Genomic DNA, 23,591 nt, shown 5'->3' with positions numbered 1-23,591 from the left:
TGCGTTCCCTGGCGTTCGGCATAAGAGTTTCATGCCCCACGCCGCCGCGATTCATGACTGAGCCCCGCCCCTCCCCGGTCCGCATCACTTCAGCCGGCGTGCGCATGGGCATCCATGCCATGTGGCCGCTCATGCCGGGCATCGCGGTGTTCGGCGCCGCGTTCGGCGCGGCGGCGGCGCAGAAGGGATTTTCCGCCGCCGAGACCGCGCTTTCCAGCGGCCTCGTCTTCGCCGGCCTTGCCCAGATGGTGGCGCTGGAGGGCTGGACCCACAGCTGGACCCCGGCGAGCCTGCTGGCGCTGGCGATGCTCACCTTCACGGTGAACATGCGCCATTTCCTCATGGCGGCTTCCATGCGCCCGTGGCTGGGCCAGCTGCCCGGCTGGCAGGCCTATGGCTCGCTGCTGTTCCTGGCGGACAACAATTGGGCCGCCGCCATGCGCTATCACGCCCACGGCGGCAATGACGCGGGCTATTTCGTCGGTTCGGGGCTGATCACCTGGGTGGTGTGGCTGCTCTCGACGGTGGCGGGCCAGGTGATCGGCGGCGGCATTCCCGATCCCAAGGCATTCGCCATCGACCTCGTGGTCCCCGCCTTCTTCATCGCCATGCTGGTGCCGAACTGGAAGGGGCGGCGCGAGGCGGTGAGCTGGGGGGTGGCGGCCCTCGTCTCGGTGGCCGCCTCCTATCTGGTGCCCGGCTGGTGGTTCATCGTCATCGGCGCGGTGGCCGGCGCGGTCGCGGGCGGCTTTGCCGATGAGTAGCGCGCTCGACCCCGGCACCGTGCTCGCCATCTGCGTGATGGCGGGAGCCACCATGTTCAACCGCACCGCCGGCTTCTTCCTGATGCGGCTGGTGCCGGTGACGCCGCGCGTGCGCAAGGTCCTCGATTCGCTGCCGGGCGCGGTGCTGGTGGCCATCGTCGCCCCGGCGGCGGTGCATGGCGACGCGGCCATGGTGGCCGGCCTCGCCGTCGCCTTCGTGGTCACCAGGCTGACCCGCAGCGATTTCTTCGCGGTGCTCGCCGCCGTACTGGTCGGAGCGGCTCTGCGCCATTTCGGCGTCTAGCCGCGCCCCAAACTGCCGGCGTGGCGAAATTCCCGGGCAAGGGCGCGGTGAATGCGCCGGCCGCGACGGGAGTGCCACGCCGCGCGGCGCAAATTCAGGCCCGGCCGCGACGCGCCGGGCGTCAGTGCGTCTGCTGGGGCGCGGTCGCCACGGCCGATTCGGCCCGGTCCGAGGTCGCCGGAGCGGCCAGCGAGGGCGAAGGCGCGACGCTCGGCGCCGGCTGGTTCGGCGGCGCGACGGGCTTGGGCTTGGGCCGCACCGCCAGCGCCTGGATCATCTTGATCACCTCGGCATGCAGGGTCGGCGACTTCTCGATGTTGAAATGGTCCAGCGTCGCGGCATTGTCCAGGTTGCGGTTGGCGAGCGAGCCCTTGAAGCCGGCGCCGATCGCCAGGCTCTTGCCGAAGCCGTTGTTGGTCTGGAAATAATTCACGAACCGCCCGCCGGTGTTGGCCACCGCCGTCACGCCCACCGGATCGAAGGTGACCACGAGGCGCGGCGGCACGCCGAGCGCGGTCATGCGCTCCGCCATCTCGATCGCGGCATCGGCGCCGAGCGAATGGCCGATCACCACCACCGGCCCCCTGTGATGGGCTTTCGACCAGGCCACCGCATCCTCGGCGAGCTGGGGCCACTGGCCATATTCGTACACCCCCGCCGAAATGCCCTTGGCCTGGAGCTTTCCGGCCAGATCGTCCATGCCGTAGGAGAAGACGTTGGCGAGCCCGCGCATCAGATAGACGCGCACGTTTTCGCTCTGGGCATGGGCCGGCACGAGGGCGGTGGAAATCAGCACGCAGAACGCGGCGAGGAGAGACAGGACAAACCGCGGGCGAGACGTCATGGGGTCACCGTCAATTTTCTCTCGTGTTCTGCCCAACATTCCCGACTCGAGCAACGGAGCAGACGCCGCCGGGTTGCACAATTTCGTCACGATCGAAGCGGTTTCCCCGGTGGCGTTGCGCGATTGCATCAGTGTGGCGGGCGGCGGGCACCACCTTACGCTGGGTTCGGCGCGGCGGCGGGCGCCGTTTCGTCCGTGTCCGCGGCGGCCCTCGCGGCCCGTTGCGACCTCGTTGCGAGAAAACCGCTGACCAGGCCGGCGAGGAAAAAGAGGGCGACGCCGGCAAATCCGATATAGGGCCCGGCGGCGGGCAGCCAGGTGCGCAGCTTCCAGGCCAGCGGCGCGAACAGGCCGCCGGATGCCAGCCGCGCCTGCATGGCCGCGCGCGCCGCCGGGTCGTCCAGCAGTTCCGGCGGGAGGATGCCGCGGATCTCCGGCATGTTGAGGAAGCCCGCGAGCCGCTCGGCGTTGGGATAAGGCACCTGGAGCAGCGGCTTGTCCTTGAGATAGGCCATGTCGCCCGTGGCGAGATACTGGCGCACGTTCTCCACCTGCATCTTGCCGGTCTGGCCGCGATAGATCACGTCCCGTGCCACTCCGTTCATGGCGCTGTAACCGACGCCCGAGGTGATGATCACCAGCCAGACGGCGGCCAGGACGAAGCCGGCAGACCGCTGCCCGCGGGTGATCGCAGCGTCTTTCAGCAAGGCGGCCATGGCGATGAAATTGACCACGATCAGGACCACGATCATGTCGAGATAGCGCGAGGCGCGCGTGTCCGGTGCGCGGCCGTAGGCCAGCAGGATTTCCTGCAGGCCCACCCAGCCGCCGATGCCGATGCACAGCCACGCCGGATCGCTCAGCGGGCGGCGCTCCCGCAGCACGCGCACCGTCAGCCAGGCCAGGGGCGCGTAAATCAGGAAGGGCGCCAGCGACATCGGCGGCAGAGGCCAGCTGGCGATGCTCTTAAGCGCCTGGAAATACTGCCCGATCGATTGTGCCTTGAGCGATGCGTGATAGGGCGGCTGCGGCACCAGGGCGAGCAGCAGCGCGCCCGAGGCCACGAGGGCCGCGATGCCGGCCCACTCGCGCCGGCCCCGGCGCCGGCCGATCACAACCTGGGCCGCCGCGATGACGCCGGCGATCAGCAGCGTGCCGCCGCCCGCGCTGAGCGAGAAATATCCCAGCACCGCCAGCACGAATCCGATCCCCCAGCGGGCATCGAAGGCGGGGGCGACGGCCAGCAGCGCGAGGCTCACGATCGAGAACAGGAGGACGGTCGAGAATTGGGATTGAAAGCCCGCCAGCACGTTCTCCCAGCCGAACGGGATTGCGACCAGCATCGTCACGAAGGCCGCCAGCGCGATGGCGGCGGTGGCGCTGACCATGCGGCGCAGCAGCACCATCAGCGTCACCACGCAGGCGGTGTGCAGCATCGCGTTGATGCACATTTGCAGAATCGGGTCCCAGCGCCCGGCGAATTCCAGCTCGCCCAGCACCAGCAGCCGCGAGATCAGGATGCGGTGCTCGTTATGGGGTTCGATGAAGGTGGACAGGGGCACGAAGCCCTGGAGATAGGGCCGGTAGAGCCGCCCGCCTTCCGCGTCCCACTGGTCCCAGAACGGCACCGCCGACCCCTGGAACAGGATCAGCGTCAGCTTGGCGCCCATGATGACGAGCACGCAGGCGGCCAGCGCCAGCCACCAGCGCGGGCCTTCGGGGTAATCGTCCGTTGCGTCAAGCCCTTGCATTGGTCGCACTCTTCCCGCGTCGTGCCTTCGCCATCATCCCGACGCGCCAGATTTGCACCCGCGCGGATGGCAATGTCAAAGCGCCGCGCCCACCAGCAGCACGTGCAGGCTGCGCGGCCCGTGGGCGCCCAGCAGCAAGGTCTGCTCGATGTCCGCCGAGCGCGAGGGGCCGGTGATCCAATTGACCGTGCGCGGCATGACGCCGGCTCCGTAGGCGGCGCGGATGCGCGTCCACACGCTCTCGTAATCGCCCGCCACGTCGCCGGCATCGACCACCACCAGGTGATGGTCCGGCAGCAGGTTCAGCGTGCTTGGATTGTCCGGCCCGGACAGCATCACCACCGTGCCCGATTCGGCGATCCCGGCGAAGGCGTGGGAGAGGCCGGCGAGCTGGCGCCCGTCGGAGGGGCCGATCCAGACGTCGAGATTGGGCGCGGTGCCCCAGGGCAGGTTCGCGAGCCGCGGATCGCCGCCGCGCAGGATGGTCGGCGGCAGGTTGCGGTCGCGCAGATAGCTTGCCACCGCCACCGGAACGTCGGCGGCGCTCGCCAGATGGTCGAGCGTCCCGTCGGCGGCCCGGACCATCTGCTTGAACAGCTCGATCATCTGCGCCGGGGGCAGGTCGGCGCGGGCGGGGATCACGCCGCGCGGATGGCCGGCGATGCGATCGGCCACTTCCAGCCGGCGGGGCGCTTCCTGGCCGGTGGCGCCGAGGGCGCGCCGCACGGAGGCGAAGACGGTGTCGCGCGAGGATGTCATCAGCGGCCGCCTCCGCGCTGGGCCTGCGCCTGGGCCTGGGTTTGGGCCTCCCGGCGCGCCTGCCATTGCGCCTGGAACGTATCCCCCTGGGGGGTGGGGAAATCGCGATATTTGGTCCAGCCGCCGGCGAGCGGCAGCGCGGCAAACCGCCCCTTGGCCTTGCCGAGCAGCGAGAGCCCCCACATGGCGAGCCGCGTCGCGGGCCGATACAGCCAGCCGCGCCGGGCGAAGAAGGCCCAGAACGCCAGCCCATAGCGCTGCGGCGCCGGCGTCAGGTGGCGCTCGAACTCCTTCTCGCGCCAGTTGCGCATCAGCTTCGGCAGGGGAATGCGCACCGGGCACACCTGCTCGCAGCGCCCGCAGAAGGTGGAGGCATTGGGCAGATTGGCGCCCTTCTCGATGCCCACCAGCGAGGGGGTGAGCACCGCGCCCATGGGGCCGGGATAGACCCAGCCGTAGGCATGGCCGCCGACGGTCTGGTAGACCGGGCAATGATTCATGCAGGCGCCGCAGCGGATGCAGCGCAGCATCTCGCGAAACTGCCCCGCCAGCATGCCCGAGCGGCCGTTGTCGAGAATCACCACGTGATAGGCCTGCGGCCCGTCCAGGTCGCCGGGGCGGCGCGGGCCGGTGGAGAAGGTGGTGTAGACGCTCATCTCCTGCCCGGTTGCCGAGCGCGCGAGCACCCGCAGCAGCTGGCTCACGTCCTCCAGGGTCGGCACCAGCTTTTCCAGCGAGGCGAGCACGATGTGGGTCTTCGGCAGGGTCTGGGTGAGATCGCCATTGCCCTCGTTGGTGACGATGATCGAGGTGCCGGTCTCCGCCACCAGGAAATTGGCGCCGGTGATGCCCACGTCCGCCGCCAGGAACTTCGCCCGCAGCGCGGTGCGCGCCTCGGCCAGCAGCGAGGTGGGCTCGGAGAGGTTGCGCTCGGGCGGCAGCTCGGTGTGGACCCGGCGGAAGTCGGCCTCGATCTGATCCTTGTTGAGGTGAATCGCCGGGGCGATGATGTGGGAGGGCGCCTCGCCGCGGATCTGGATCAGATATTCGCCGAGATCCGTTTCCACCGGCAGGATGCCGGCGGCCTCCAGATGGTCGTTGAGGCCGATCTCCTCGGAGATCATGCTCTTGCCCTTGGTGACCGTCCGCGCGCCGGCATCGCGGCAGATGCGGGTCACGATGTCCCGCGCCTCGGCGGCATCCACCGCGAAATGCACCTGCCCGCCGGCGGCGATCACCTGCTGCTCGTAGCGCTCCAGATAGAGATCGAGATGGGCCAGCGTGTGGTTCTTGATGTCGCGCGCGCTGTCGCGCAGCGCCTCGAACTCCGGCAGCTTGGCGGCGGCGGCGGACCGCCGGCCGATGAAGCTCGGCCCCACCTTGGCCAGCGCCTGCTGCAAGGGCGCGTCGGCGAGCGCCGCGCGGGCATTGGCCTTGAACTGGGGCGAGGTGATCTGGACGCTCATGCTCCCGCCCCTTGCTTGGCTGTGGCGGGCTCGCCGATGGCGGGATCGCCGCCCTGCCCCGCCAGCACTTCCGCCACGTGGCGCACCTTGATGTCGCGGCCCATGCGCTGGAGCTTGCCGGCCATGTTCATGAGGCACCCGAGATCCCCCGCCAGCAGGGTGTCGGCATGGCTGGCGATGATGTTGGCGGCCTTCTTCTCCACGATCGCATTGGAAACGTCAGGATATTTCACGCAGAAAGTGCCGCCAAAGCCGCAGCACACATCGCTGTCGGCCATTTCGGCCAGTTCCAGCCCCTCCACGGAGGCGAGAAGCGTGCGCGGCTGGGCCTGGACGCCCAGCTCCCGCAGGCCCGAGCAGCTGTCGTGATAGGTGACGGTGCCGTCATAGGCGGCGGCGACGCGGGTCATGCCGCGCACGTCCACCAGGAACGAGACCAGCTCGTAGACCTTGTCGCAGAAGCGCGCGATGCGCGGCATCCAGTCCGGCTCGCCGACGAACAGCTCGGGATAATGGGTCTTGATCATGCCGGCGCACGAGCCGGAGGGCACGACCACATAATCGAAGGTCTCGAACGCGGCGATCATCTGCTCGGCCAGGGCGCGGGTGGTGGCGCGGTCGCCGGAATTGAACGCCGGCTGGCCGCAGCAGGTCTGGCGCGGCACGCTGACCTCGCAGCCGGCCTGTTCGATCAGATGCGCGGCGGCAAACCCCACGGACGGGCGGATCGTATCCACGAGGCAGGTGGCGAACAGCCCGACCGAGACGGGGCGCTTCTGAGAAGATGCAGTCATTTGCCCTGAGATCATTCCAGGTGGCGTGCCCCGCATCCGCGAACGGCGGGCACGGACGTCACGCATGAGGGACCAAGGATGGGGACCGATACTTGCTTCGACCGCCGCGGCGAAACCGCTCGCGCCGCTTTGTCATAACACTGGAATGTCTTCAAACGAAAGCAGCACAACCGGGGCGCGGCAAACGGCGCCTCCACACCCTGCGCCGCGGCCGGCGCGAGCGCCGCGCGTTTCGCCCGGGCCCGGCCGCACCGGCGGGCGGAGCGCGGGCGCGTCAGGCGACCTTCAGCCCGAGCCCGCTCAGCAGCGCCGCCGCCTGCTGGCGGGAGATGATCGCGCCCTTGAAGCGCGTCGCGTCGCCGAGACGCAGGGCGCCGAGATCGGCGCCGCGCAGGTCCGCCCCCTCGAAGCGGGCGTCGGTCAGGTTTGCGTCGCGCAGACTGCAGCCCTGGAAGATGGCCTCGCGAAAATCCGCCTCGGCGAGGTCCGCGCCCGCGAAATCCAGCTGGTCGAGCCGCGAGCGGCGGAACGAGAGGCCGTGCAGCGCCGCGCTCACCAGAAGGCAGCGCTCGAACGCGAGGCCCAGCGTGCGCGCGCCGTGGATCTGCACCCCGGTCATCTTGCAATCGGCGAACAGCGTGGCCGACAAGGTGGTGCCCCGGCACACGGCATTGTTGAGATCGCAGCCGGCAAAGCGCGCCTCGGTAAGGTCGGCGGCGGAGAAATCGGCGCGCCCGCCCCGGCAGCGGACGAATTCGCACCCGCCAAGGTCGAGCCCGCGCAGGTCCGCGCCGGCGAGGATCCAGCCGGCGAAGCGCACCGGCGCGCCATGGGCGCGCAACACCGCCTCGATCGCCGCGCGGTCGGCGGCGCCCTCGGGCGCCGGGATTTCCTCAAGCATGCGAGCGTCTCTCCCGCCTGTTCCTCAGCGCACGATCAGCCGCGCCCCCGGCCTCAGCCGCGCGACCAGCCGGCGCAGATCGCCCGGCGCAAGCGCGACGCAGCCCTCGGTCGGCGTGAAGCCGGGGCGCGCCGCATGGATGAAAACCGCCGATCCCCGCCCCTTCACACGCGGACGTGTATTGTGGTCCAGCACCAGCACAAGGTCATAGAGCGCATCCGCGCGCGCCATGCGTTCGTGCGAGACGGGAATCGGGAGGTGCACGGGGCGATTGTAGCGGCGGTCCTGCGGATCGTCACACCAGCCGTCGGTTGCGGCGATGGGCTTGGCGGGCAGGCGGGTGAGCGGGCGCGGGCCGCGGTCCGGGCGGTACAGCACGCGTTCGATGCGCCAGCGGCCCGCCGGGGTCCGCCCGTCGCCCTCGCGCTTGTTAAAGCCGATTCCCCCGCGTCCCAGGGCCACGGGAATCGCCCGCCCGGCCGCATGCAGGATGCCCCGATGCGGGGCGCCGGGCAGGTGACGCACGGTGATTTTCCCGATCCCCACAGGAACTTGCACGGATACACCTCACTCGGATACCAGTTTTCAACATTCTTTCGCGGGCAAATTTGCAGGATCGCCGCAGCATGATGTACTTGCGCGATTCGCGTTCCCGCAAGGGTAACGGAGGTTTTGAATGGCCAATGCGTGGAAAATCCTGGTGGTCGAGGACGACCCGGAGCTGCGCGAAGCCCTGATCGAGCAGCTCGCGCTTCAGGACGAGTTCGAACCCGTGCCGGCGGAAACCGCCCAGGGCGCCATCGAGGCGGCCCGGAACGGCGCGGTCGATCTCGTCATCATGGACGTGGGCCTGCCCGACATGGACGGGCGCGACGCCGTGCGGCAGATGCGCAAGAATGGGTTCAAGGCGCCCGTCATCATGCTCACCGGGCACGATACGGACAGCGACACCATTCTCGGGCTGGAAGCCGGCGCCAACGACTATATCGCCAAGCCGTTCCGCTTCGCGGTGCTGCTGGCCCGCCTGCGCGCCCAGATGCGCAGCCACGAGGCGAGCGAGGACGCGGTGTTCGCCATCGGCCCCTACAGCTTCCGCCCCGGCGCGAAGATGCTGGTGACCGACCGCGGCTCCAAGATCCGCCTGACGGAGAAGGAAACCGCGATCCTGCGCTATCTCTACCGCGCGGGAAAAGCGCCGGTCGCGCGCGAGACCCTGTTGCAGGAAGTGTGGGGCTATAATTCCGGCGTCACCACCCACACGCTGGAAACCCACATCTATCGCCTGCGGCAGAAGATCGAGCCCGATCCCTCCGCCCCCACGCTGCTGGCGACGCAGGCCGGCGGCTACAAGCTGGTGCCCTGAGCATGATCGACGCAGGGGACCGCCCGTGAGCCTCGAACAGGACGTCGCCCTGCTTCAGGACGTCCCCACCTTCGACATGCTCACGCCGGACGCCCTGCGCACGCTCGCCATCAGCGCCGACCAGCTGCGCCTCGCCGCCGGCGACATCCTGTTCCGCCAGGGGGATCTGGCGGACGCCGGCTATGTGCTGACCTCCGGGCGGCTGGAGATGGTGGAGGAGAAGGCGGCGCGCCCCCGCGTGCTGTGCGAGGTGCTGGTGGGCGCCCTGGTGGGCGAGAGCGCCCTGGTCATCGCCCTGCCGCGCCCGGCCACGGCGCGGGCGCTGGAAGCTTCCACGCTGCTGCGCATTCCCCGCGCCACCTTCCTGCGGGTGCTGGAGGGCTTCCCGGAAGCTGCCGTGCATCTGCGCGCGGTGTTCGCCGGCCGGCTGGAGGCGACGCTGGGCGCGCTCGACACCTTGCGCCGGGAGAAGCTGGAGCCACCGTTCCGCCCCCCGGTGCGGCGGCGCTGACGGGCGGGCCCGCCTGCCCATCCCGATGGCCATCCAGCACGCCAGCGCGGATTTCGAGCGGTTTCTCGCCGATGCGCGGGAACACGTCCGGCCTCACCACCCGAAACCAGACCTAGACCAGGATGGAAGGGGGGCTGCGGACCTTCCGTGCGCGCCTCTCCCCGTCCCAGGCGATCCGCTTCGCCCAGGTGCTGCCGCCGGTGCCGCGGGCGATCTTCGTGCCCGACGGGGACCTGGAGCTTGCGCCCGTGCCGTTCTGCGACCGCGCGCGCCTGTCCCGCGAAGTCCAGGGCCTGCGAGGTTCAGGGCCTGCGCCAGCATCATAATTTCGCGCCGGACACCTGCATCGCCGATGTCGCCGCCGCGCTGCGCCGCGCCACGGACCCCGCCGCCTTCACGGCCGTACTGGACAGGCTTCCGCCGGAGGCCGCCGCATTCTGGAGCGCGCCACCCGCCGGCCGGCAATGAGCGGCCCTGGCGCCTGAACCGCGGCCGTCACGCCTTCCCCCCGTCCCTCGCCGCCCCCGGCGGAAGGCCCGCACCGGGAGACGCCGCGCCCACAGGGCGCTGCATTCAGAAGGCGGCTGCGTTCAGAACAGGTTGAGGCCGGGCGGCAAGGCGAGCCCGCCGGTCATGGACTTCATCTTCTCCTGCATGATTCGTTCCGCCTTGTGGCGGGCATCGGCGAGCGCGGCGACCAGGAGATCCTCCAGGATCTCGCCTTCGTCGGCCTTCAGCAGGCTGGGATCGATCCGCACCGCCTTGGTGTCGCCCTTCACGGTCATGCGCACCGTGACGAGGCCGCCGCCGGAGGCACCCTCCACCTCGGTGCTCTCCATCTCCTGCTGCATCTGCTGCATGCGCTCCTGAAGCTCTTTCGCCTGCTTCATCATGCCCATGAGGTCGCGCATCAGGTCTCTCCGTGCCGGGGTCGGGGATCAGGGCTCGTTCTCGTCGTCGAACCCGGCGCCCATATAAGCATCCTCGTCCGCCGGCGCGAGGCCGATCTCGGCGATGTCCTCGCGGGTGCGCACGTCGACGATCTGCGCGCCGGGAAAGCGCGACAGTACGGCCGAGACCAGCGGATCGGCCCGGATGCCCTCCTCGCGCTCCTGGCGCACCGCATGGGCGGCCTCCGCCAGGGTCGGCGCGCCGGGCGCGCGGGAGGTGAGCGACACCAGCCAGCGCCGGCCGGTCCATTCGGTGAGCTTGCGCGAGAGGTCCTGCACCAGGTTCGGATTGCCGTCCGGCACCAAGGCGAATTCGATGCGCCCCTCTTCGAGATGCACCAGGCGCACCTGGGTTTCCACCGCATGCTTCAGCAGCAGGTCGCGCCGCGCGCTCGCCAGGGCCACCACATCCTGGAGCGACGCCAGGACCGGCCCCTCCTGGCGCTGGGGCTGGGGCTGGGGCTGGGACTGGGGCTGGGACGCGGCGCGGGCGGGCGCCGGCTCGGCCATGGAATCGGCGCGCGGGGCGAGCGCGAGGCGCGAACCACCGCCCCCGCCGCCGCCATTGCCGCCGCCCGAAAGCGCCGGCGCGGCGCCGTCCGCAGCCGGCATGTCCTTCAGCCGGCGCAGCGCCTCGTCCGGCGTCGGCAGATCGGCGGCATAGCCGAGGCGCACGAGCACCATTTCGGCCGCCTGGGCGGGCTTGGCCGCCTGCTGCACCTCGGCGATGCCCTTCGAGAGCATCTGCCAGGTGCGCGACAGAACCCGCATGGAGAGGGCCTTGCCCATCTCGATGCCGCGCACGCGCTCGGCTTCCACCAGCGCGGCGTCCTCCGCGCTCTCGGGCACGATCTTCAGGCGCGTGACGAGATGGGTGAACTCGGCCAGATCGGTGAGGATGACGGCCGCGTCCGCGCCGCCGTCGTACTGATCGCGGAACTCGGCGAGGGCACGGGCCACATCGCCCTTCATCAGCGCCTCGAACAGGTCGATCACCCGCGCCCGGTCGGCGAGGCCCAGCAGGCGGCGCACCTCGTCCGCGCCCACGCTGCCGCCGCCATGGGCGATCGCCTGGTCCAGCAGGGACAGCGCATCGCGCACCGAGCCTTCGGCAGCGCGGGCGATGGTGGAAAGCGCCTCCGCCTCCACCGTCACGTTTTCCTTCGCGCAGATGCCGGCGATATGGGCCGCGAGCACGCCCGCTTCCACCCGCCGCAGGTCGAAGCGCTGGCAGCGCGACAGCACGGTCACCGGCACCTTGCGGATTTCCGTGGTGGCGAAGATGAACTTCACATGCTCCGGCGGCTCCTCCAGCGTCTTCAGCAGGCCGTTGAAGGCCGCCGTGGAGAGCATGTGCACTTCGTCGATGATATAGACCTTGTACCGCGCCATGGCCGGGCGGTAGCGCGAGCCCTCGATGATCTCGCGAATGTCGTTGATGGAGGTGTTGGAGGCCGCGTCCATCTCCATCACGTCCACATGGCGCGATTCGATGATGTCGCGGCAATGCTTGCCCATCACCGAGAGGTCGAGGCTCGGCCCGCCGCCGCCCTCCATGGGCTCGTAATTGAGCGCGCGGGCGAGAATGCGGGCGGTGGTGGTCTTGCCCACGCCCCGCACGCCGGTGAGGATATAGGCCTGGGCGATGCGGCCCGAGGCGAAGGCGTTGGAGAGCGTGCGGACCATGGCCTCCTGGCCGATCAGGTCCGAGAAATTCTGCGGCCGGTATTTGCGCGCCAGCACGCGATAGGGCGTCGCGGCGGCCGCCACAGAAGGGGCGCCGAGGTCGAAGCCGGGGGTGTCGTCAGGAAGATCCGCGCTCATGCCTCTTCATAGCATTCCGGGCGGCCGGCGCAGCGATTTTTGGCGCGCGCGGGCGGTTCGCCCCCAGCCGGGGCGTCGGCGAACATTGGTGGGCGAAACCTCGTCCGAAAGGGCGGTTTGATCGGGCGAGGACCCGCGGAACACACCCACGAATCCCCTGTTCGTCTACGCTAAGCCATTGTTTCACGTGAAACATTTTGCGGAAAATGCAGGGTTTTCCACCCTCCGGACAGGCGTTTCGACCGCCCGGGGGCGGCCAAAAATCATTTCGCCCGCTGAAACAGGTCCGCCCCGCCCACCCGGACGCAGACGAACCGGCGATAGCCGTCCTTGAATTGCTGGACCGCCTCGCCCTCCAGCCGCGCCGGCACGCCGGCGGCCAGCCCCGCCTTGCAGCTCTCCTCGGTCGTGAACAGGCCGGCCTTGGTGACCACATGGGCCTCGGGGCCGGACAAGGCGCTCAGCAGGATGACCGTGATGGCCCACATGTTCGCCTCCGGGCGTTTTCGCCACGCACCGACGGGTCCGTCCAGCGGCCCCGAGCGAGGCGGTTGCGGGCACTGTAGGCCGTCGGGCGATGCGACGCATGCAAAGAAGAAGAATGCAAAGAAAAGGTGGGAGGCTGACCGGCAACCCGAGACGGGCTCGTTGGGGCTGCTTCCTTCCGGACCTGACCCGGTTGGCGAGTGGCTCGTCCACCGCCAACCTCCCGGCCCCTATATCGTCGGCCGCGCGCCGCTTGGCAAGCGTGCCGGCTCTCTTTCTTGCGGATGACCGCCGGCAACGCCCGCGCGCCCGGCCGGTGGCGGGGCCCGTTCACCTTTTCGTGCACATCTCCTGATCGCTTGCCCTTCGCAAGGACGCAAGTTCAAGTGTGGTCATGTCCAGATCCAATTTCCATGTCGATCCCCGGCTCGTTTCCGACGGCCCCGCCCTTGGGGATCTCCCGCTGTGCCATGTCCGGCTGGTCGATGATTCCCGCTTTCCCTGGATCGTTCTGGTGCCCCGCCGCGCGGGCGCGAGCGAGATCATCGACCTGCCGCCGGAGGATCGGCGCGCCCTGATGGACGAGATTTCCGCCGCCAGCGCAGCGCTCAAGGCCATCAGCGGCTGCGCGAAGCTGAATGTGGCGGCGCTGGGCAATGTGGTGCCGCAGCTGCATGTGCATGTGGTGGGCCGCAACCCGGGGGATGCCGCCTGGCCCGGCCCGGTGTTCGGCCAGGGCACCCGCACGCCCCTCGCCGCGGCCGAGCGCGCGGCGCGCAGCCTCGCCCTGCGCAAGGCGCTCGGCCTGCCGGCCTGAGGCGGGCGGCCCCTTCAAACCGGCGCCAAGACAGAAAACGCCGTCCGGTCCGTCCGGGCGGCGTGCCATTCGCGTTCAGCAGCCTGGCCGGGCGAGCCCGGCCATCCCTCACTTGGCGGCGGGGGCCGCGGGAGCGGGCGTCGCGGGCGCGGCCGGCGCGGCGCCTGCGGGCGGCGTCGTACGCTCGATCTTCGCCTCGGCCCGCAGCTTGGTGACGAGATCGCCCTGGGCCTTGCGGATCAGATACTGGTCGATCTGGTCGGAGACCTGCTCATAGGTCGGCACGGGCTTGGTGCGCTTGTCTTCCAGCTTGATGACGTGCCAGCCGAACTGGCTCTTCACGGGGTCGGAGATCTGGCCCTTTTCGAGCTTGAACGCGGCCTCGGCGAATTCCGGCACCATCTGTTCCTTGGTGAAATAGCCGAGGTCCCCACCGTCCTCGGCGCTGTCCTTGGAGTTTTCCTTGGCGAGCTTGGCGAAGTCCTCGCCGGCCTTGGCCTTGGCGGCGATTTCCTTGGCCTTGGCCTCGGTATCCACCAGGATATGGCGCGCGCGCACCTCGGTTTCCGGCTTGGTGGCCTTCACGAACTCCTCGTAGGTCGCCTTCTTGGCCTCTTCCGTCACCGCCTTCTTGGCCTCGGCGCTCATCAGCGCTTCCATCAGGGCCTTGGTGCGCGAATAATCCATGCGCATCTTGAAATCGGCGGTCTGGTCCAGCTTCTGCGCCTCGGCGGCCTTGGCGAGCAGGGTCATGTCGGTCAGGAAGGACAGCACATATTCGCGCCGCGCCTCGCCCTGCACCTGGGGCAGGCCGGGGCCGATGTCTTCCTCGGCGATGGCCACTTCGCTGGCGCGGATGGGCGTGCCGTTGACGGTCGCCACGATCGCGTCGCCGGCGGGCGTCGCCGCGGCGGGGGCCGCAGCGGCGGCAGGCGCCGGGGCGGGAGCCGGCGTCTGGGCCGAAGCCGCACCGCCGAAGGCGAAGGCCGACAGCGCGAGCGCCATTGCGGCGGTAGGAGCGGAACGCATCATGTCCGAAGTCCTTAAAATCTTGCGGGTGGCCGAAGCGGCGCGCACCCTCGCCCAGGTCCCTTCGCGTGGCAAGTGGGCATTCGTGCGGCACGCGCGTGCCGATCGCGCGGAATTTTCGCGCACCAGAATTTGGCGGCGGGGGCCTTTCGCTCCGTCGCGCAAACCTGTATAAGGCGCGCCTCCAATCGAGATTTTGGTTTCGCTAGCCTGCGCGGACCTTCGCCGCAGGCGCAATGAGTTTGGTCGTTTTCCCGGAGTTTGGACATGGCCGTCCCTAAGAGAAAAACCTCGCCGTCCCGTCGCGGCATGCGCCGCTCGGCCGATGCCCTGAAGCAGCCGACCTATGTCGAGGACAAGGATTCCGGCGAGCTGCGCCGCCCGCACCACCTCGACCCGAAGACCGGCATGTATCGCGGCCGGCAGATCCTGAAGCCCAAGGCCGAAGCCTGAGCGTTCAGCGGGCTGGCGCGCGCGAACCGCGCGGGCGCCGCCCCACGGGATTCAAGGTACGCCCGGCGTCCAGGGCCGGGTCAACGGCTCGGATGGTGTCCGCTCCGTACGGCGCCGTCCCTGAATAGCGCCCCTCCGCATGGCACCCTGTCCGCATGGCGCCGCAGCCAGCGGGCCGCCGGACTTGGGCAGCCTGAACTATTCGCGCGCCCCCATCTGGACAGCCCCAGGCCCGCGATGCGGCATTTGGTGGCGCGAGCCCCCGCGCGGCCCTCCCGGGACCCGGCCGCGGCGATCCGCCCGCCGGCAGGCGCGCCCGTGGCGAGACGATCTCAAGTTATTCTTAGCCAAGTCTTTGATCGGGCACATAAGTCGCTTTCGCCTCAGGGCGAGGACGGTGACATTTGCGTGGGAATATGCGACCCATCCCACGACAGCCGGGCCAGCGCATTTTTCACGCCCGGTGAAGCCGGGTGGAGGAACAAGCAATGCTGACGCCGATTCCGCTGCTGATTGTCCCCCTCGCCATCTACAACATCTTCTGCTTCCTGACCCCCGGCCTCGACTGGCACGCCACCCTGGGTTCGTTCGCCATGATGTCGGGCGCGGTCTGGCAGATCGACATTTCGGACGCCTTCATCGCCTTCAGCCTGTTCATCCTGTTTTTCGAGATCCTCAAGTCCACCCGAGTCTCGTCGCGCTCCCTGGTGGACCACATGCTCTCGATGCTGGTGTTTATCGGCGGCGTGGTGGAATTTCTCCTGGTGCCGCAGGCAGGAACTTCGGTTTTCGCGCTCCTGCTGTGCATCATGCTGCTGGATGTTGCGGCTGGATTTTCCGTTTCGGTGCGCGTCGCGCAGCGCGATTTCAGCGTCGAGCCGCGCGCAAACTAAAAAATGTCGTGTGATAGTCACCGGACACGGCTAGGTGATCGCGGGGTTGACCTGAGCAGAGCAACCCCTGAGGGTGCGGCCAGGCAGAGGTGGGCAACCGTGGCAGGGCAAAACGACGACGCCGGGATGTCCTGCAACGGGGAGAATGGTTCCACCGGCTTAGGACCTGCTCCCACCGATATCATCAATTTCATGAGCGCCCTCGAATGCGTTGGCTATCGTTGGGACATTACAACTGACGAGATACTCTGGAGCAAAAACGCAACCAAGGTGCTTGGAAGCGAGGCGGTTCGACTGTTCTCCACCGGCCGTGCGTTCGACGAATACTGCCGCGCCGCCGCGGGCGCCGCGACCGGCCGGAAGTCCCTGCTGCACGCGCCCTTCCGCGAGGTCGGGGACGGCGCGCCCTATGATTCCTCCTATCAGCTCCAGCTCGGCTCCGGTCCGGAGGGGCGCCTGATCTGGGTGGTCGACAACGGCCGCTGGTTCGGCGGGCCGGACGGACGACCGAGCCACGCGCTGGGCACGCTCCATGTCATCGGCGAGGTGCCCAAGAGCACGCATGCCCTGCACGGCGGACATATCGACCCGCTGACGGGGCTCGTGACCCGCAGCCGCCTGATGGACATCCTGTCGGATCATATCAAGGCGGTGGAGACCACCCACACCAATTGGGCGCTGATCCTGATCGGCATCGATTATCTCGGCCGCATGAACGACAGCTTCGGCTTCGAGATCGCCGACCAGACCATCGGCCAGGTGGCCGCGCGGCTGCGCACCCGGGTGCGCGGATCGGACGTGCTCTCGCGCTTCTCCGGCAACAAGTTCGCCCTGCTCGCGCGCGGCATCGATCCGCAGACGCTCATGGATCTTTGCGAAGCCTTGATCGCCCATGTGCGCGATACGCCCATCGACACCAGCGCGGGGCCGATCCCGGTCAGCGTCACCATCGGCGCCGCCGTGGCGCCGCTGCGCGCCATAACCGGCGCGCATATGGTGGCGCGGGCCCAGGAGGCGCACGAGCGCGCCAAGAAGCGCGAGCGCGGCTCCGTCCACATCTATGAGCGCGACGCCGTCCGCGACGGCCGCCGCCGCACCAATCTCAAGATCGCCGAGGACATCGTCAAGGCGCTGAACGAGAAGCGCGTGACCATCGCCCTCCAGCCGGTGGCCGACGCCCATTCGCGCGCGGTGGTCTTCTATGAGGCCCTGGCGCGCATCTCGCCCGGCCCGGACGACAATCCGCACGAAACCGGCAGCATCATCGCCACCGCCGAGGCGCTGGGCCTGATGGGCGTGCTGGACCGGCGCGTGCTTCGGCTGGTCGCCGCCGCGATGCGGGAAGACCCGGATCTCCACCTGTCGGTGAATGTCTCGCCCTCCTCCATCGCCGATCGGGAATGGATGCGCCTGTTCGCAGCCGAGGTGACGCCTGCCATCGGCGCCCGGCTGGTGCTGGAGCTGACCGAATCCGTCGCGGTGCACGATCTCAACGCGGCCCGTACCTTCGTGGAGCTCGCCCGCTCGACCGGGGCAAAGGTCGCCATCGACGATTTCGGCGCCGGCTCCACCTCGTTCCGCAACCTGCGCAGCCTCGGCGTCGACATGGTGAAGATCGACGGCAGCTTCATCATGCACATGGCGCAATCCGCGGACGACCGGGCGTTCGTAGAGGCCCTCATCCAGCTCGCACGCCAGCTCGGCATCACCACGGTCGCGGAATGGGTTCAGGACGAGGATACGGCGGAAATGCTCACCGCTGCCGGCTGCGATCTCATCCAGGGCGCGCTGACGGGCCTCGCAAAACCGATGAGCGGTTCCGCCTTCTGGTGATCGTCCCTGCGGCGAGGCGGCGTCTGGCGAGACGGTGCGGCGTGGAGAAATCAGCGCCAGGCAAGCGCGGGCTCGTTCGCAGGCGAACGGGCGTCGCCTGCCCACCGCATCCCGCCGGAAGCTCCCGTGCGTCGCCGGAAAGTCAGACGAAACGTCAGAATGAAAGAAGCGGCAACGCGCCTGCCGATGACGCGCCCGCGTGGCCTGTGGAGCAAGCGCTCAAGCGGGGATCGCCCCGTTCCAGGCGCGATCCCCCCGACGGCCTGGACGGCACGGCCCGCGGCCATGCCGTCTCTTGGTTCAGGAATTGCCGGACGTATCCGGCTTTGAAACCAGCTTTTCCAGCTTCTGCTGCATGTCCAGCATCTGCCGCTTCAAGGCTTCCAGATCGTCGGCGGCGTGCTCTGGCGCGGCCGGTGCGGCGGGCGCCGGGGGCTCGCCGGCCTCCCCCTTCGGGAAGGGCAGGAAGATGTTGAAGGCGCGCTCGAACATTTCCATGTTCCGCCGCACATGCTCATCAAACCCGCCGAACGGCGTGCCCGGAAGCGGCGAGCCGGTGAGCGGCGAATTGGTCAGCGTCTTCGCGTACTGATCGCGAAACTTGCCCTGTTCCTTCGTGAAGCTGTCGATCGACATCTCCAGGTAACGAGGCACCATCATCTGCATACTGTCGCCGTAGAAGCGGATGATCTGGCGCAGGAACGCGATGGGCAAAAGATTCTGCCCCTTGTTTTCCTGCTCGAAGATGATCTGCGTCAGCACCGAATGGGTAATGTCGTCCCCATTCTTCGCGTCGTATACGACGAAATCCTCGCCTTCCTTCACCATGGTGGCGAGGTCTTCGAGCGTCACATACGTGCTGGTGCCCGTATTATACAAACGGCGATTGGCGTATTTCTTGATGGTGACTGGCTCTTGCGTCTTGGCCATTGTCCGGTCATCCGTTTCCTCAACTGCTATGAGGTTAAGTCGTTTCCGAGGGTTGTGCCACCCTTTTGTGCAGCGCGGGCGCCGAATTTGCTGCGCAAATAGTGCGCAACATTTGGGCCTGTTTCGTCTTTGCGCAGTGCCGTACGACGACATGGGTCATTGACACGGGCGGGCGCGCGAAACCACGATGCGCGGCATCCGAGTGCGGCGCAAAAGCCGCCCGCCCGCAGGAGACCATCATGCCAGACGACGTCGTCATCGTCGGAGCCGCCCGCACCCCGGTCGGCTCGTTCAACGGTGCGCTCAGCACCCTGCCCGCCCATCAATTGGGCGCGATCGCCATCAAGGCGGCGCTGGAACGCGCGGGCGTGCCCTCCGCCCAGGTCAGCGAAGTGATTCTCGGCCAGGTGCTGACCGCGGCGCAGGGGCAGAACCCGGCGCGCCAGGCCTCCATCGCGGCCGGCGTCCCGATCGAAAGCCCGGCCTGGGAAATCAACCAGGTCTGCGGCTCGGGCCTGCGCTCGGTGGCCCTCGGCTTCCAGGCGATCCAGACCGGCGACAGCGACGTCGTGGTCGCGGGCGGCCAGGAATCCATGAGCCTGTCCACCCATGCCGCGCATGTGCGCAACGGCACCCGCATGGGCGACCTCGGCTTCATCGACACCATGATCAAGGACGGCCTGTGGGATGCCTTCAACGGCTACCACATGGGCAATACCGCCGAGAACGTGGCGCGCCAGTACCAGATCACCCGCGCCGACCAGGACACCTTCGCCGTCGCCTCCCAGAACAAGGCGGAAGCCGCCCAGAAGGCCGGCCGCTTCAAGGAGGAGATCGTCCCGGTCACCATCTCCACCCGCAAGGGCGACATCGTGGTGGATACCGACGAATATCCCCGCCACGGCGCCACCCTCGACGCCATGACGAAGCTGAAGCCGGCGTTTGAGAAGGACGGCACGGTCACCGCCGGCAATGCCTCGGGCATCAATGACGGCGCCGCCGCCGTGGTGCTCATGAGCGCCGCCCGGGCGGCCGCCGAGGGCAAGAAGCCGCTCGCCCGCATCGTCTCCTGGGCCCAGGCCGGCGTCGATCCCAAGGTGATGGGCACGGGTCCCATCCCCGCCTCCAAGGCCGCGCTCGAAAAGGCCGGCTGGACCGTCGACGACCTCGACCTGATCGAGGCCAACGAGGCGTTCGCCGCCCAGGCCATTGCGGTGAACAAGGAACTCGGCTGGGATACCAGCAAGGTGAACGTGAACGGCGGCGCCATCGCCATCGGCCACCCCATCGGCGCCTCGGGCACCCGCATCCTCGTGACCCTGCTGCACGAGATGGAAAAGCGCGACGCCAAGAAGGGCCTCGCCACCCTGTGCATCGGCGGCGGCATGGGCATCGCCATGTGCATCGCCCGCGACTGAGTACCGGCATGGCGCGGCCGGCGACACCCCCCGGCCCCACCCGAGACTTATGAAGACGCCCGGACCCACGTCCGGGCGTTCTCGTTACCATGATCCCGCCAGCCCCGTTGCAGGCCCGCTTTTTTCCCGCTGAAGCGAATTCCCTTGGGATGAATCAAACCCAGCGGAAACGATCCCCGCTAAGGGTATGGCTCCTCTTGCTTTCATCCGTCACGGTTGTCGGCGTAAGGAAAGGTTGCACCGATTCGATCCCCCGTCCGGGCGCGGCAGCAAGACGCGCCGGAAAGGCTCGAACGAAGCGGGGCAGTGTGCGAACGGTCGGCGCGCGGCTTAGCCGGGGCGCGGCCAGCTATAGAAAGGCCGCACCAACGCGGCCTCGGCAGAAGACGAACGAAGAGGGAGACGAACATGGCGCGTGTCGCACTGGTGACTGGGGGAACCCGCGGGATCGGCGAAGCGATCTCCATCGCCCTCAAGGCGGCGGGCTATCAGGTGGCCGCCAATTATGCCGGCAACGATGCCGCCGCCGAGGCGTTCACCGCCAAGACCGGCATCCCCGCCTTCAAATGGGACGTCTCCGATTTCGAAGCCTGCAAGGCCGGCGTCGCCAAGGTCGAGGCGGCCCTCGGGCCGGTGGACGTGCTGGTGAACAATGCCGGCATCACCCGCGACGGGCAGTTGCACCGCATGTCGCTGGAGCAATGGCAGGCGGTCATCAATACCAATCTCAACAGCCTCTTCAACATGACCCGGCAGGTGATCGAGGGCATGCGCGCGCGCAAGTTCGGCCGCGTCGTCTGCATCTCGTCCATCAACGGGCAGAAGGGTCAGTTCGGCCAGACCAATTATTCCGCCGCCAAGGCCGGCGAGATCGGCTTCGTGAAGGCGCTGGCGCAGGAAGGCGCGAAGGTCGGCGTCACGGTCAACGCCATCGCGCCCGGCTATATCGCCACCGAAATGGTGCGGGCGGTGCCGGCTGACGCGCTGGAGAAGATCGTCGCCACCATCCCGGTCGGCCGCCTGGGCGAGCCGGAGGATATCGCCCGCTGCGTGGTGTTCCTGGCCGCCGACGAGGCCGGCTTCATCACCGGCTCGACACTGACCGCCAACGGCGCGCAATATATCTGCTGAGGTGCGGACTTCACGTGCCGCCTTCGGCTTTTCGCCGCTCAATCCTCCTTTTGCGGGCCGCTCCTGGTGGCCCGCAGAAGCTTCCCCAAGCCGCGTTCTTCCGAAAATGTTTCACGTGAAACAATGGTTTAGCGTAGACGAACATCGGTTTAAGGCCGCTTCTCCGCGGCTTGAGCGCGGATGACGCCGAAATTTCGGGCGAAGTTCGGCGCGATGAATTCCGCGCCGCCGCTATCGCGCCCCGCATCGCCCCTTTCCTCTCCCCCGCCGTCCCGCCGTGCCACCCGCATCGGCCTCCTCGCCATCGCGCTCTGGTCGACGCTGGCGCTCTCCACCGCCGCCACGGGCAAAGTGCCGCCGTTCCTGCTCACCGCGCTCACCTTCGCCATCGGCGGGCTGGTGGGCCTGATCGCCGCCCTGCGCGGACCGGGCCTGACGGTCCTGCGCCAGCGTCCGGCGGCGTGGCTGCATGGGGTGGGCGGACTGTTCGGCTATCATTTCGCCTATTTCTCCGCCCTCAAGCTCGCGCCGCCCGCCGAAGCCGGGCTGATCGCCTATCTCTGGCCGCTGCTGATCGTCCTGCTCTCCGCCATGCTGCCGGGCGCCGGCCTGAAACGGGCGCATGTGCTCGGCGCCCTGCTCGGCCTTGCCGGCACCCTCGTGCTGCTGGCGGGAAAGGGCGGCTTTTCCGGCTTCGAGGCGCGCTTCGTGCCGGGCTATCTGGCGGCACTTGCCTGCGCCTTCATCTGGGCGATCTATTCGGTGACGGCGGTGCGGTTCGCCGACGTGCCGACGCAGGCCGTCTCCGGCTTCTGCCTCGCCACCGCCGTGCTGGCGGGCCTCTGCCACCTCGCCTGGGAAGAGACGCTCTGGCCGGCGGGGGTCACCCAATGGGCGGCGGTGATCGCCCTCGGCATCGGCCCGGTGGGTCTCGCCTTCTATGCCTGGGACATCGGCATGAAGCGCGGCGACGTGGGCTTCCTCGGCGTCGCCTCCTATGCCGCGCCGGTGCTCTCCACGCTGTTGCTGGTGGCGACTGGCTTTGCGCCCGCGCGCTGGCCCCTGGCGCTGGCCTGCCTGCTGATCGTGGGCGGGGCGTGGATTGCCACGCGGGCCGGTCGACAATATGCCACGGACTGACGCCACGCTTGTCTTGAACCGCGGAAGGCTTTAGCACTCCGCGCCAGCCAGACCCGCCTCACCCATGCTCAAGGAGCCGGGGTTCTTCAATAACAGGAACGTCAACAGGAACGTCTCATGGCCACGCACAAGCTTCTTCTTCTCCCCGGCGACGGCATCGGCCCTGAAGTCATGGCGCAGGTGAAGCGCCTGATCTCCTGGCTCGACGCCCAGGGCCTCGTGTCCTTCGCGGTGGAAGAGGATCTGGTGGGCGGCAGCGCCTATGACGCGCACGGCGTCGCCATTTCCGACGGAGCCATGGAGAAGGCCAAGGCGGCGGACGCCATCCTGCTCGGCGCGGTCGGCGGCCCGAAATGGGCCAACGTGCCCTATGAGGCGCGCCCGGAAGCCGGCCTGCTGCGCCTGCGCAAGGATCTCGCCCTGTTCGCGAACCTGCGTCCCGCCCTGTGCTATCCCGCGCTGGCGGACGCCTCCTCGCTGAAGCGCGAAGTGGTGGAAGGGCTCGACATCCTGATCGTGCGGGAATTGACCGGCGGCGTCTATTTCGGCGAGCCGAAGACCATTCTCGACCTTGGCAACGGCCAGCGCCGCGCCATCGATACCCAGGTGTACGACACCTATGAGATCGACCGCATCGGCCGCGTGGCGTTCGAGCTGGCGCGCACCCGCCGCAACAAGGTGACCTCCTGCGAGAAGCACAATGTGATGCGCTCCGGCGTGCTCTGGAAGGAGACCATCACCGCTTTGCACGCCAAGGATTACGCGGACGTGGAGCTGGAACACCAGCTGGCGGATTCGCTCGCCATGCAGCTGGTGCGCTGGCCCAAGCAATTCGACGTGATCGTGACCGACAATTTGTTCGGCGACGTGCTTTCCGATATCGCCGCCATGCTCACCGGTTCGCTCGGCATGCTGCCGTCTGCCTCGCTCGGCGCGGCGGACCCGGTGACCGGCAAGCGCGCCGCGCTCTATGAGCCCGTGCACGGCTCGGCCCCGGACATCGCCGGGCGCGGCATCGCCAATCCCATCGCCATGATCGGCTCGCTCGCCATGGCGCTGCGCTATTCGTTCGGCCTCGGCCCGGTGGCCGACCGCATCGAGGCGGCGATCGCGGGGGTCCTGGCCTCCGGCAAGCGCACCAGCGACATCCGCACCCCCGGCGCCGCCATCATCGGCACCGAGGAGATGGGCGACGCGGTCCTCGCCGAGCTGGACAAGGCGACCGCCTGA

General features: G+C 68.4%; 24 protein-coding genes, 1 other RNA gene and 1 pseudogene. 13 read left to right on the top strand and 13 right to left on the bottom strand.

Going from position 1 to position 23,591, the window contains the following annotated elements; genetic code table 11:
• Positions 1-53: 53 nt before the first annotated feature.
• Together V5F84_RS05750 and V5F84_RS05745 are read left to right on the top strand one after the other, a co-directional pair.
• A complete protein-coding gene (locus V5F84_RS05750) occupies positions 54-764 on the top strand; it encodes an AzlC family ABC transporter permease (RefSeq protein WP_394042396.1) in 711 nt (236 codons plus the stop codon).
• Positions 757-1,068, top strand: coding sequence for a branched-chain amino acid transport AzlD family protein (locus V5F84_RS05745; protein WP_394042397.1), 312 nt, complete (start codon positions 757-759; stop codon positions 1,066-1,068). Before V5F84_RS05750 ends, V5F84_RS05745 begins: the two co-directional genes overlap by 8 nt.
• 121 nt (positions 1,069-1,189) lie before the next feature.
• Here V5F84_RS05745 and V5F84_RS05740 read toward each other — a convergent pair whose 3' ends face one another.
• From V5F84_RS05740 to V5F84_RS05710, 7 genes are all read right to left on the bottom strand, one after another.
• Positions 1,190-1,912, bottom strand: coding sequence for a thioesterase domain-containing protein (locus V5F84_RS05740; protein ID WP_394042398.1), 723 nt, complete (start codon positions 1,910-1,912; stop codon positions 1,190-1,192).
• A 155-nt stretch (positions 1,913-2,067) separates the two neighbouring features.
• Entirely contained in the window at positions 2,068-3,663 is a 1,596-nt protein-coding gene (locus V5F84_RS05735) for a hypothetical protein (RefSeq protein ID WP_394042399.1), read from the bottom strand.
• 75 nt (positions 3,664-3,738) lie between these two features.
• Complete coding sequence (locus tag V5F84_RS05730) at positions 3,739-4,422, bottom strand: LutC/YkgG family protein (RefSeq protein ID WP_394042400.1); 684 nt, start codon at positions 4,420-4,422, stop codon at positions 3,739-3,741.
• A complete protein-coding gene (locus tag V5F84_RS05725; RefSeq protein ID WP_394042401.1) occupies positions 4,422-5,888 on the bottom strand; it encodes a LutB/LldF family L-lactate oxidation iron-sulfur protein in 1,467 nt (488 codons plus the stop codon). Before V5F84_RS05725 ends, V5F84_RS05730 begins: the two co-directional genes overlap by 1 nt.
• The gene (locus V5F84_RS05720) at positions 5,885-6,682 is read right to left on the bottom strand and encodes a (Fe-S)-binding protein (RefSeq protein WP_394042402.1); all 798 of its coding nucleotides are present in this window, start codon (positions 6,680-6,682) and stop codon (positions 5,885-5,887) included. Before V5F84_RS05720 ends, V5F84_RS05725 begins: the two co-directional genes overlap by 4 nt.
• 274 nt (positions 6,683-6,956) lie before the next feature.
• The gene (locus V5F84_RS05715; RefSeq protein WP_394042403.1) at positions 6,957-7,583 is read right to left on the bottom strand and encodes a pentapeptide repeat-containing protein; all 627 of its coding nucleotides are present in this window, start codon (positions 7,581-7,583) and stop codon (positions 6,957-6,959) included.
• 24 nt (positions 7,584-7,607) lie between these two features.
• A complete protein-coding gene (locus V5F84_RS05710; protein WP_394042404.1) occupies positions 7,608-8,108 on the bottom strand; it encodes a L,D-transpeptidase family protein in 501 nt (166 codons plus the stop codon).
• A 151-nt stretch (positions 8,109-8,259) separates the two neighbouring features.
• Here V5F84_RS05710 and V5F84_RS05705 point away from each other — a divergent pair, with 151 nt between their 5' ends.
• The 3 genes and pseudogenes from V5F84_RS05705 to V5F84_RS05695 all read left to right on the top strand — a co-directional run bounded on the left by V5F84_RS05705 (position 8,260) and on the right by V5F84_RS05695 (position 9,925).
• Positions 8,260-8,946 (top strand): response regulator transcription factor, encoded by a 687-nt coding sequence (locus tag V5F84_RS05705; RefSeq protein ID WP_394042405.1) that lies wholly within the window; start codon positions 8,260-8,262, stop codon positions 8,944-8,946.
• 25 nt (positions 8,947-8,971) lie between these two features.
• Complete coding sequence (locus V5F84_RS05700; RefSeq protein ID WP_394042406.1) at positions 8,972-9,457, top strand: cyclic nucleotide-binding domain-containing protein; 486 nt, start codon at positions 8,972-8,974, stop codon at positions 9,455-9,457.
• 25 nt (positions 9,458-9,482) lie between these two features.
• Positions 9,483-9,925 (top strand): annotated as a pseudogene (locus V5F84_RS05695) (DUF2267 domain-containing protein).
• A gap of 122 nt (positions 9,926-10,047) precedes the next feature.
• Here V5F84_RS05695 and V5F84_RS05690 read toward each other — a convergent pair.
• From V5F84_RS05690 to ffs, 4 genes are all read right to left on the bottom strand, one after another.
• Positions 10,048-10,368: a YbaB/EbfC family nucleoid-associated protein gene (locus V5F84_RS05690; protein ID WP_348844088.1), complete on the bottom strand. Its 321-nt coding sequence runs from the start codon at positions 10,366-10,368 to the stop codon at positions 10,048-10,050.
• A gap of 27 nt (positions 10,369-10,395) precedes the next feature.
• Positions 10,396-12,231, bottom strand: a complete 1,836-nt coding sequence (locus tag V5F84_RS05685) for a DNA polymerase III subunit gamma/tau (RefSeq protein ID WP_394042407.1) — start codon at positions 12,229-12,231, stop codon at positions 10,396-10,398.
• Positions 12,232-12,494: 263 nt separating this feature from the next.
• Positions 12,495-12,719: a hypothetical protein gene (locus V5F84_RS05680; RefSeq protein WP_394042408.1), complete on the bottom strand. Its 225-nt coding sequence runs from the start codon at positions 12,717-12,719 to the stop codon at positions 12,495-12,497.
• 125 nt (positions 12,720-12,844) lie between these two features.
• Positions 12,845-12,942: signal recognition particle sRNA small type (ffs, locus tag V5F84_RS05675), an RNA gene on the bottom strand.
• 169 nt (positions 12,943-13,111) lie between these two features.
• Between ffs and V5F84_RS05670 the strand changes: the two genes are divergently transcribed.
• Positions 13,112-13,534, top strand: a complete 423-nt coding sequence (locus tag V5F84_RS05670; protein WP_394042409.1) for an HIT family protein — start codon at positions 13,112-13,114, stop codon at positions 13,532-13,534.
• 108 nt (positions 13,535-13,642) lie between these two features.
• On the opposite strand, the gene V5F84_RS05665 is transcribed toward V5F84_RS05670, so the two are convergent.
• Positions 13,643-14,566, bottom strand: coding sequence for a peptidylprolyl isomerase (locus V5F84_RS05665; RefSeq protein WP_394042410.1), 924 nt, complete (start codon positions 14,564-14,566; stop codon positions 13,643-13,645).
• 264 nt (positions 14,567-14,830) lie between these two features.
• On the opposite strand from V5F84_RS05665, the gene rpmF reads away from it, so the two are divergent.
• From rpmF to V5F84_RS05650, 3 genes are all read left to right on the top strand, one after another.
• Entirely contained in the window at positions 14,831-15,016 is a 186-nt protein-coding gene (gene rpmF, locus V5F84_RS05660; RefSeq protein ID WP_348844083.1) for a 50S ribosomal protein L32, read from the top strand.
• Positions 15,017-15,504: 488 nt separating this feature from the next.
• Positions 15,505-15,909: a hypothetical protein gene (locus V5F84_RS05655; RefSeq protein WP_394042412.1), complete on the top strand. Its 405-nt coding sequence runs from the start codon at positions 15,505-15,507 to the stop codon at positions 15,907-15,909.
• Between the two features lie 270 nt (positions 15,910-16,179).
• A complete protein-coding gene (locus V5F84_RS05650; RefSeq protein WP_509277169.1) occupies positions 16,180-17,742 on the top strand; it encodes an EAL domain-containing protein in 1,563 nt (520 codons plus the stop codon).
• A 300-nt stretch (positions 17,743-18,042) separates the two neighbouring features.
• On the opposite strand, the gene phaR is transcribed toward V5F84_RS05650, so the two are convergent.
• Positions 18,043-18,672: a polyhydroxyalkanoate synthesis repressor PhaR gene (gene phaR / locus V5F84_RS05645; RefSeq protein WP_394042415.1), complete on the bottom strand. Its 630-nt coding sequence runs from the start codon at positions 18,670-18,672 to the stop codon at positions 18,043-18,045.
• 239 nt (positions 18,673-18,911) lie between these two features.
• Between phaR and V5F84_RS05640 the strand changes: the two genes are divergently transcribed.
• From V5F84_RS05640 to leuB, 4 genes are all read left to right on the top strand, one after another.
• The gene (locus tag V5F84_RS05640) at positions 18,912-20,090 is read left to right on the top strand and encodes an acetyl-CoA C-acetyltransferase (protein WP_394042416.1); all 1,179 of its coding nucleotides are present in this window, start codon (positions 18,912-18,914) and stop codon (positions 20,088-20,090) included.
• A gap of 408 nt (positions 20,091-20,498) precedes the next feature.
• Positions 20,499-21,221 (top strand): acetoacetyl-CoA reductase, encoded by a 723-nt coding sequence (gene phbB / locus V5F84_RS05635; protein WP_394042417.1) that lies wholly within the window; start codon positions 20,499-20,501, stop codon positions 21,219-21,221.
• 213 nt (positions 21,222-21,434) lie between these two features.
• The gene (gene yddG / locus V5F84_RS05630) at positions 21,435-22,361 is read left to right on the top strand and encodes an aromatic amino acid exporter YddG (protein WP_394042452.1); all 927 of its coding nucleotides are present in this window, start codon (positions 21,435-21,437) and stop codon (positions 22,359-22,361) included.
• A 117-nt stretch (positions 22,362-22,478) separates the two neighbouring features.
• Positions 22,479-23,591, top strand: coding sequence for a 3-isopropylmalate dehydrogenase (gene leuB / locus V5F84_RS05625; protein ID WP_394042418.1), 1,113 nt, complete (start codon positions 22,479-22,481; stop codon positions 23,589-23,591).

The organism is Roseixanthobacter liquoris, assembly GCF_043195135.2.
GTDB lineage: Bacteria > Pseudomonadota > Alphaproteobacteria > Rhizobiales > Xanthobacteraceae > NCEH01.
Note: the sequence above shows the minus strand (reverse complement) of the source record. Positions and strands in the feature narration are given on the sequence as shown.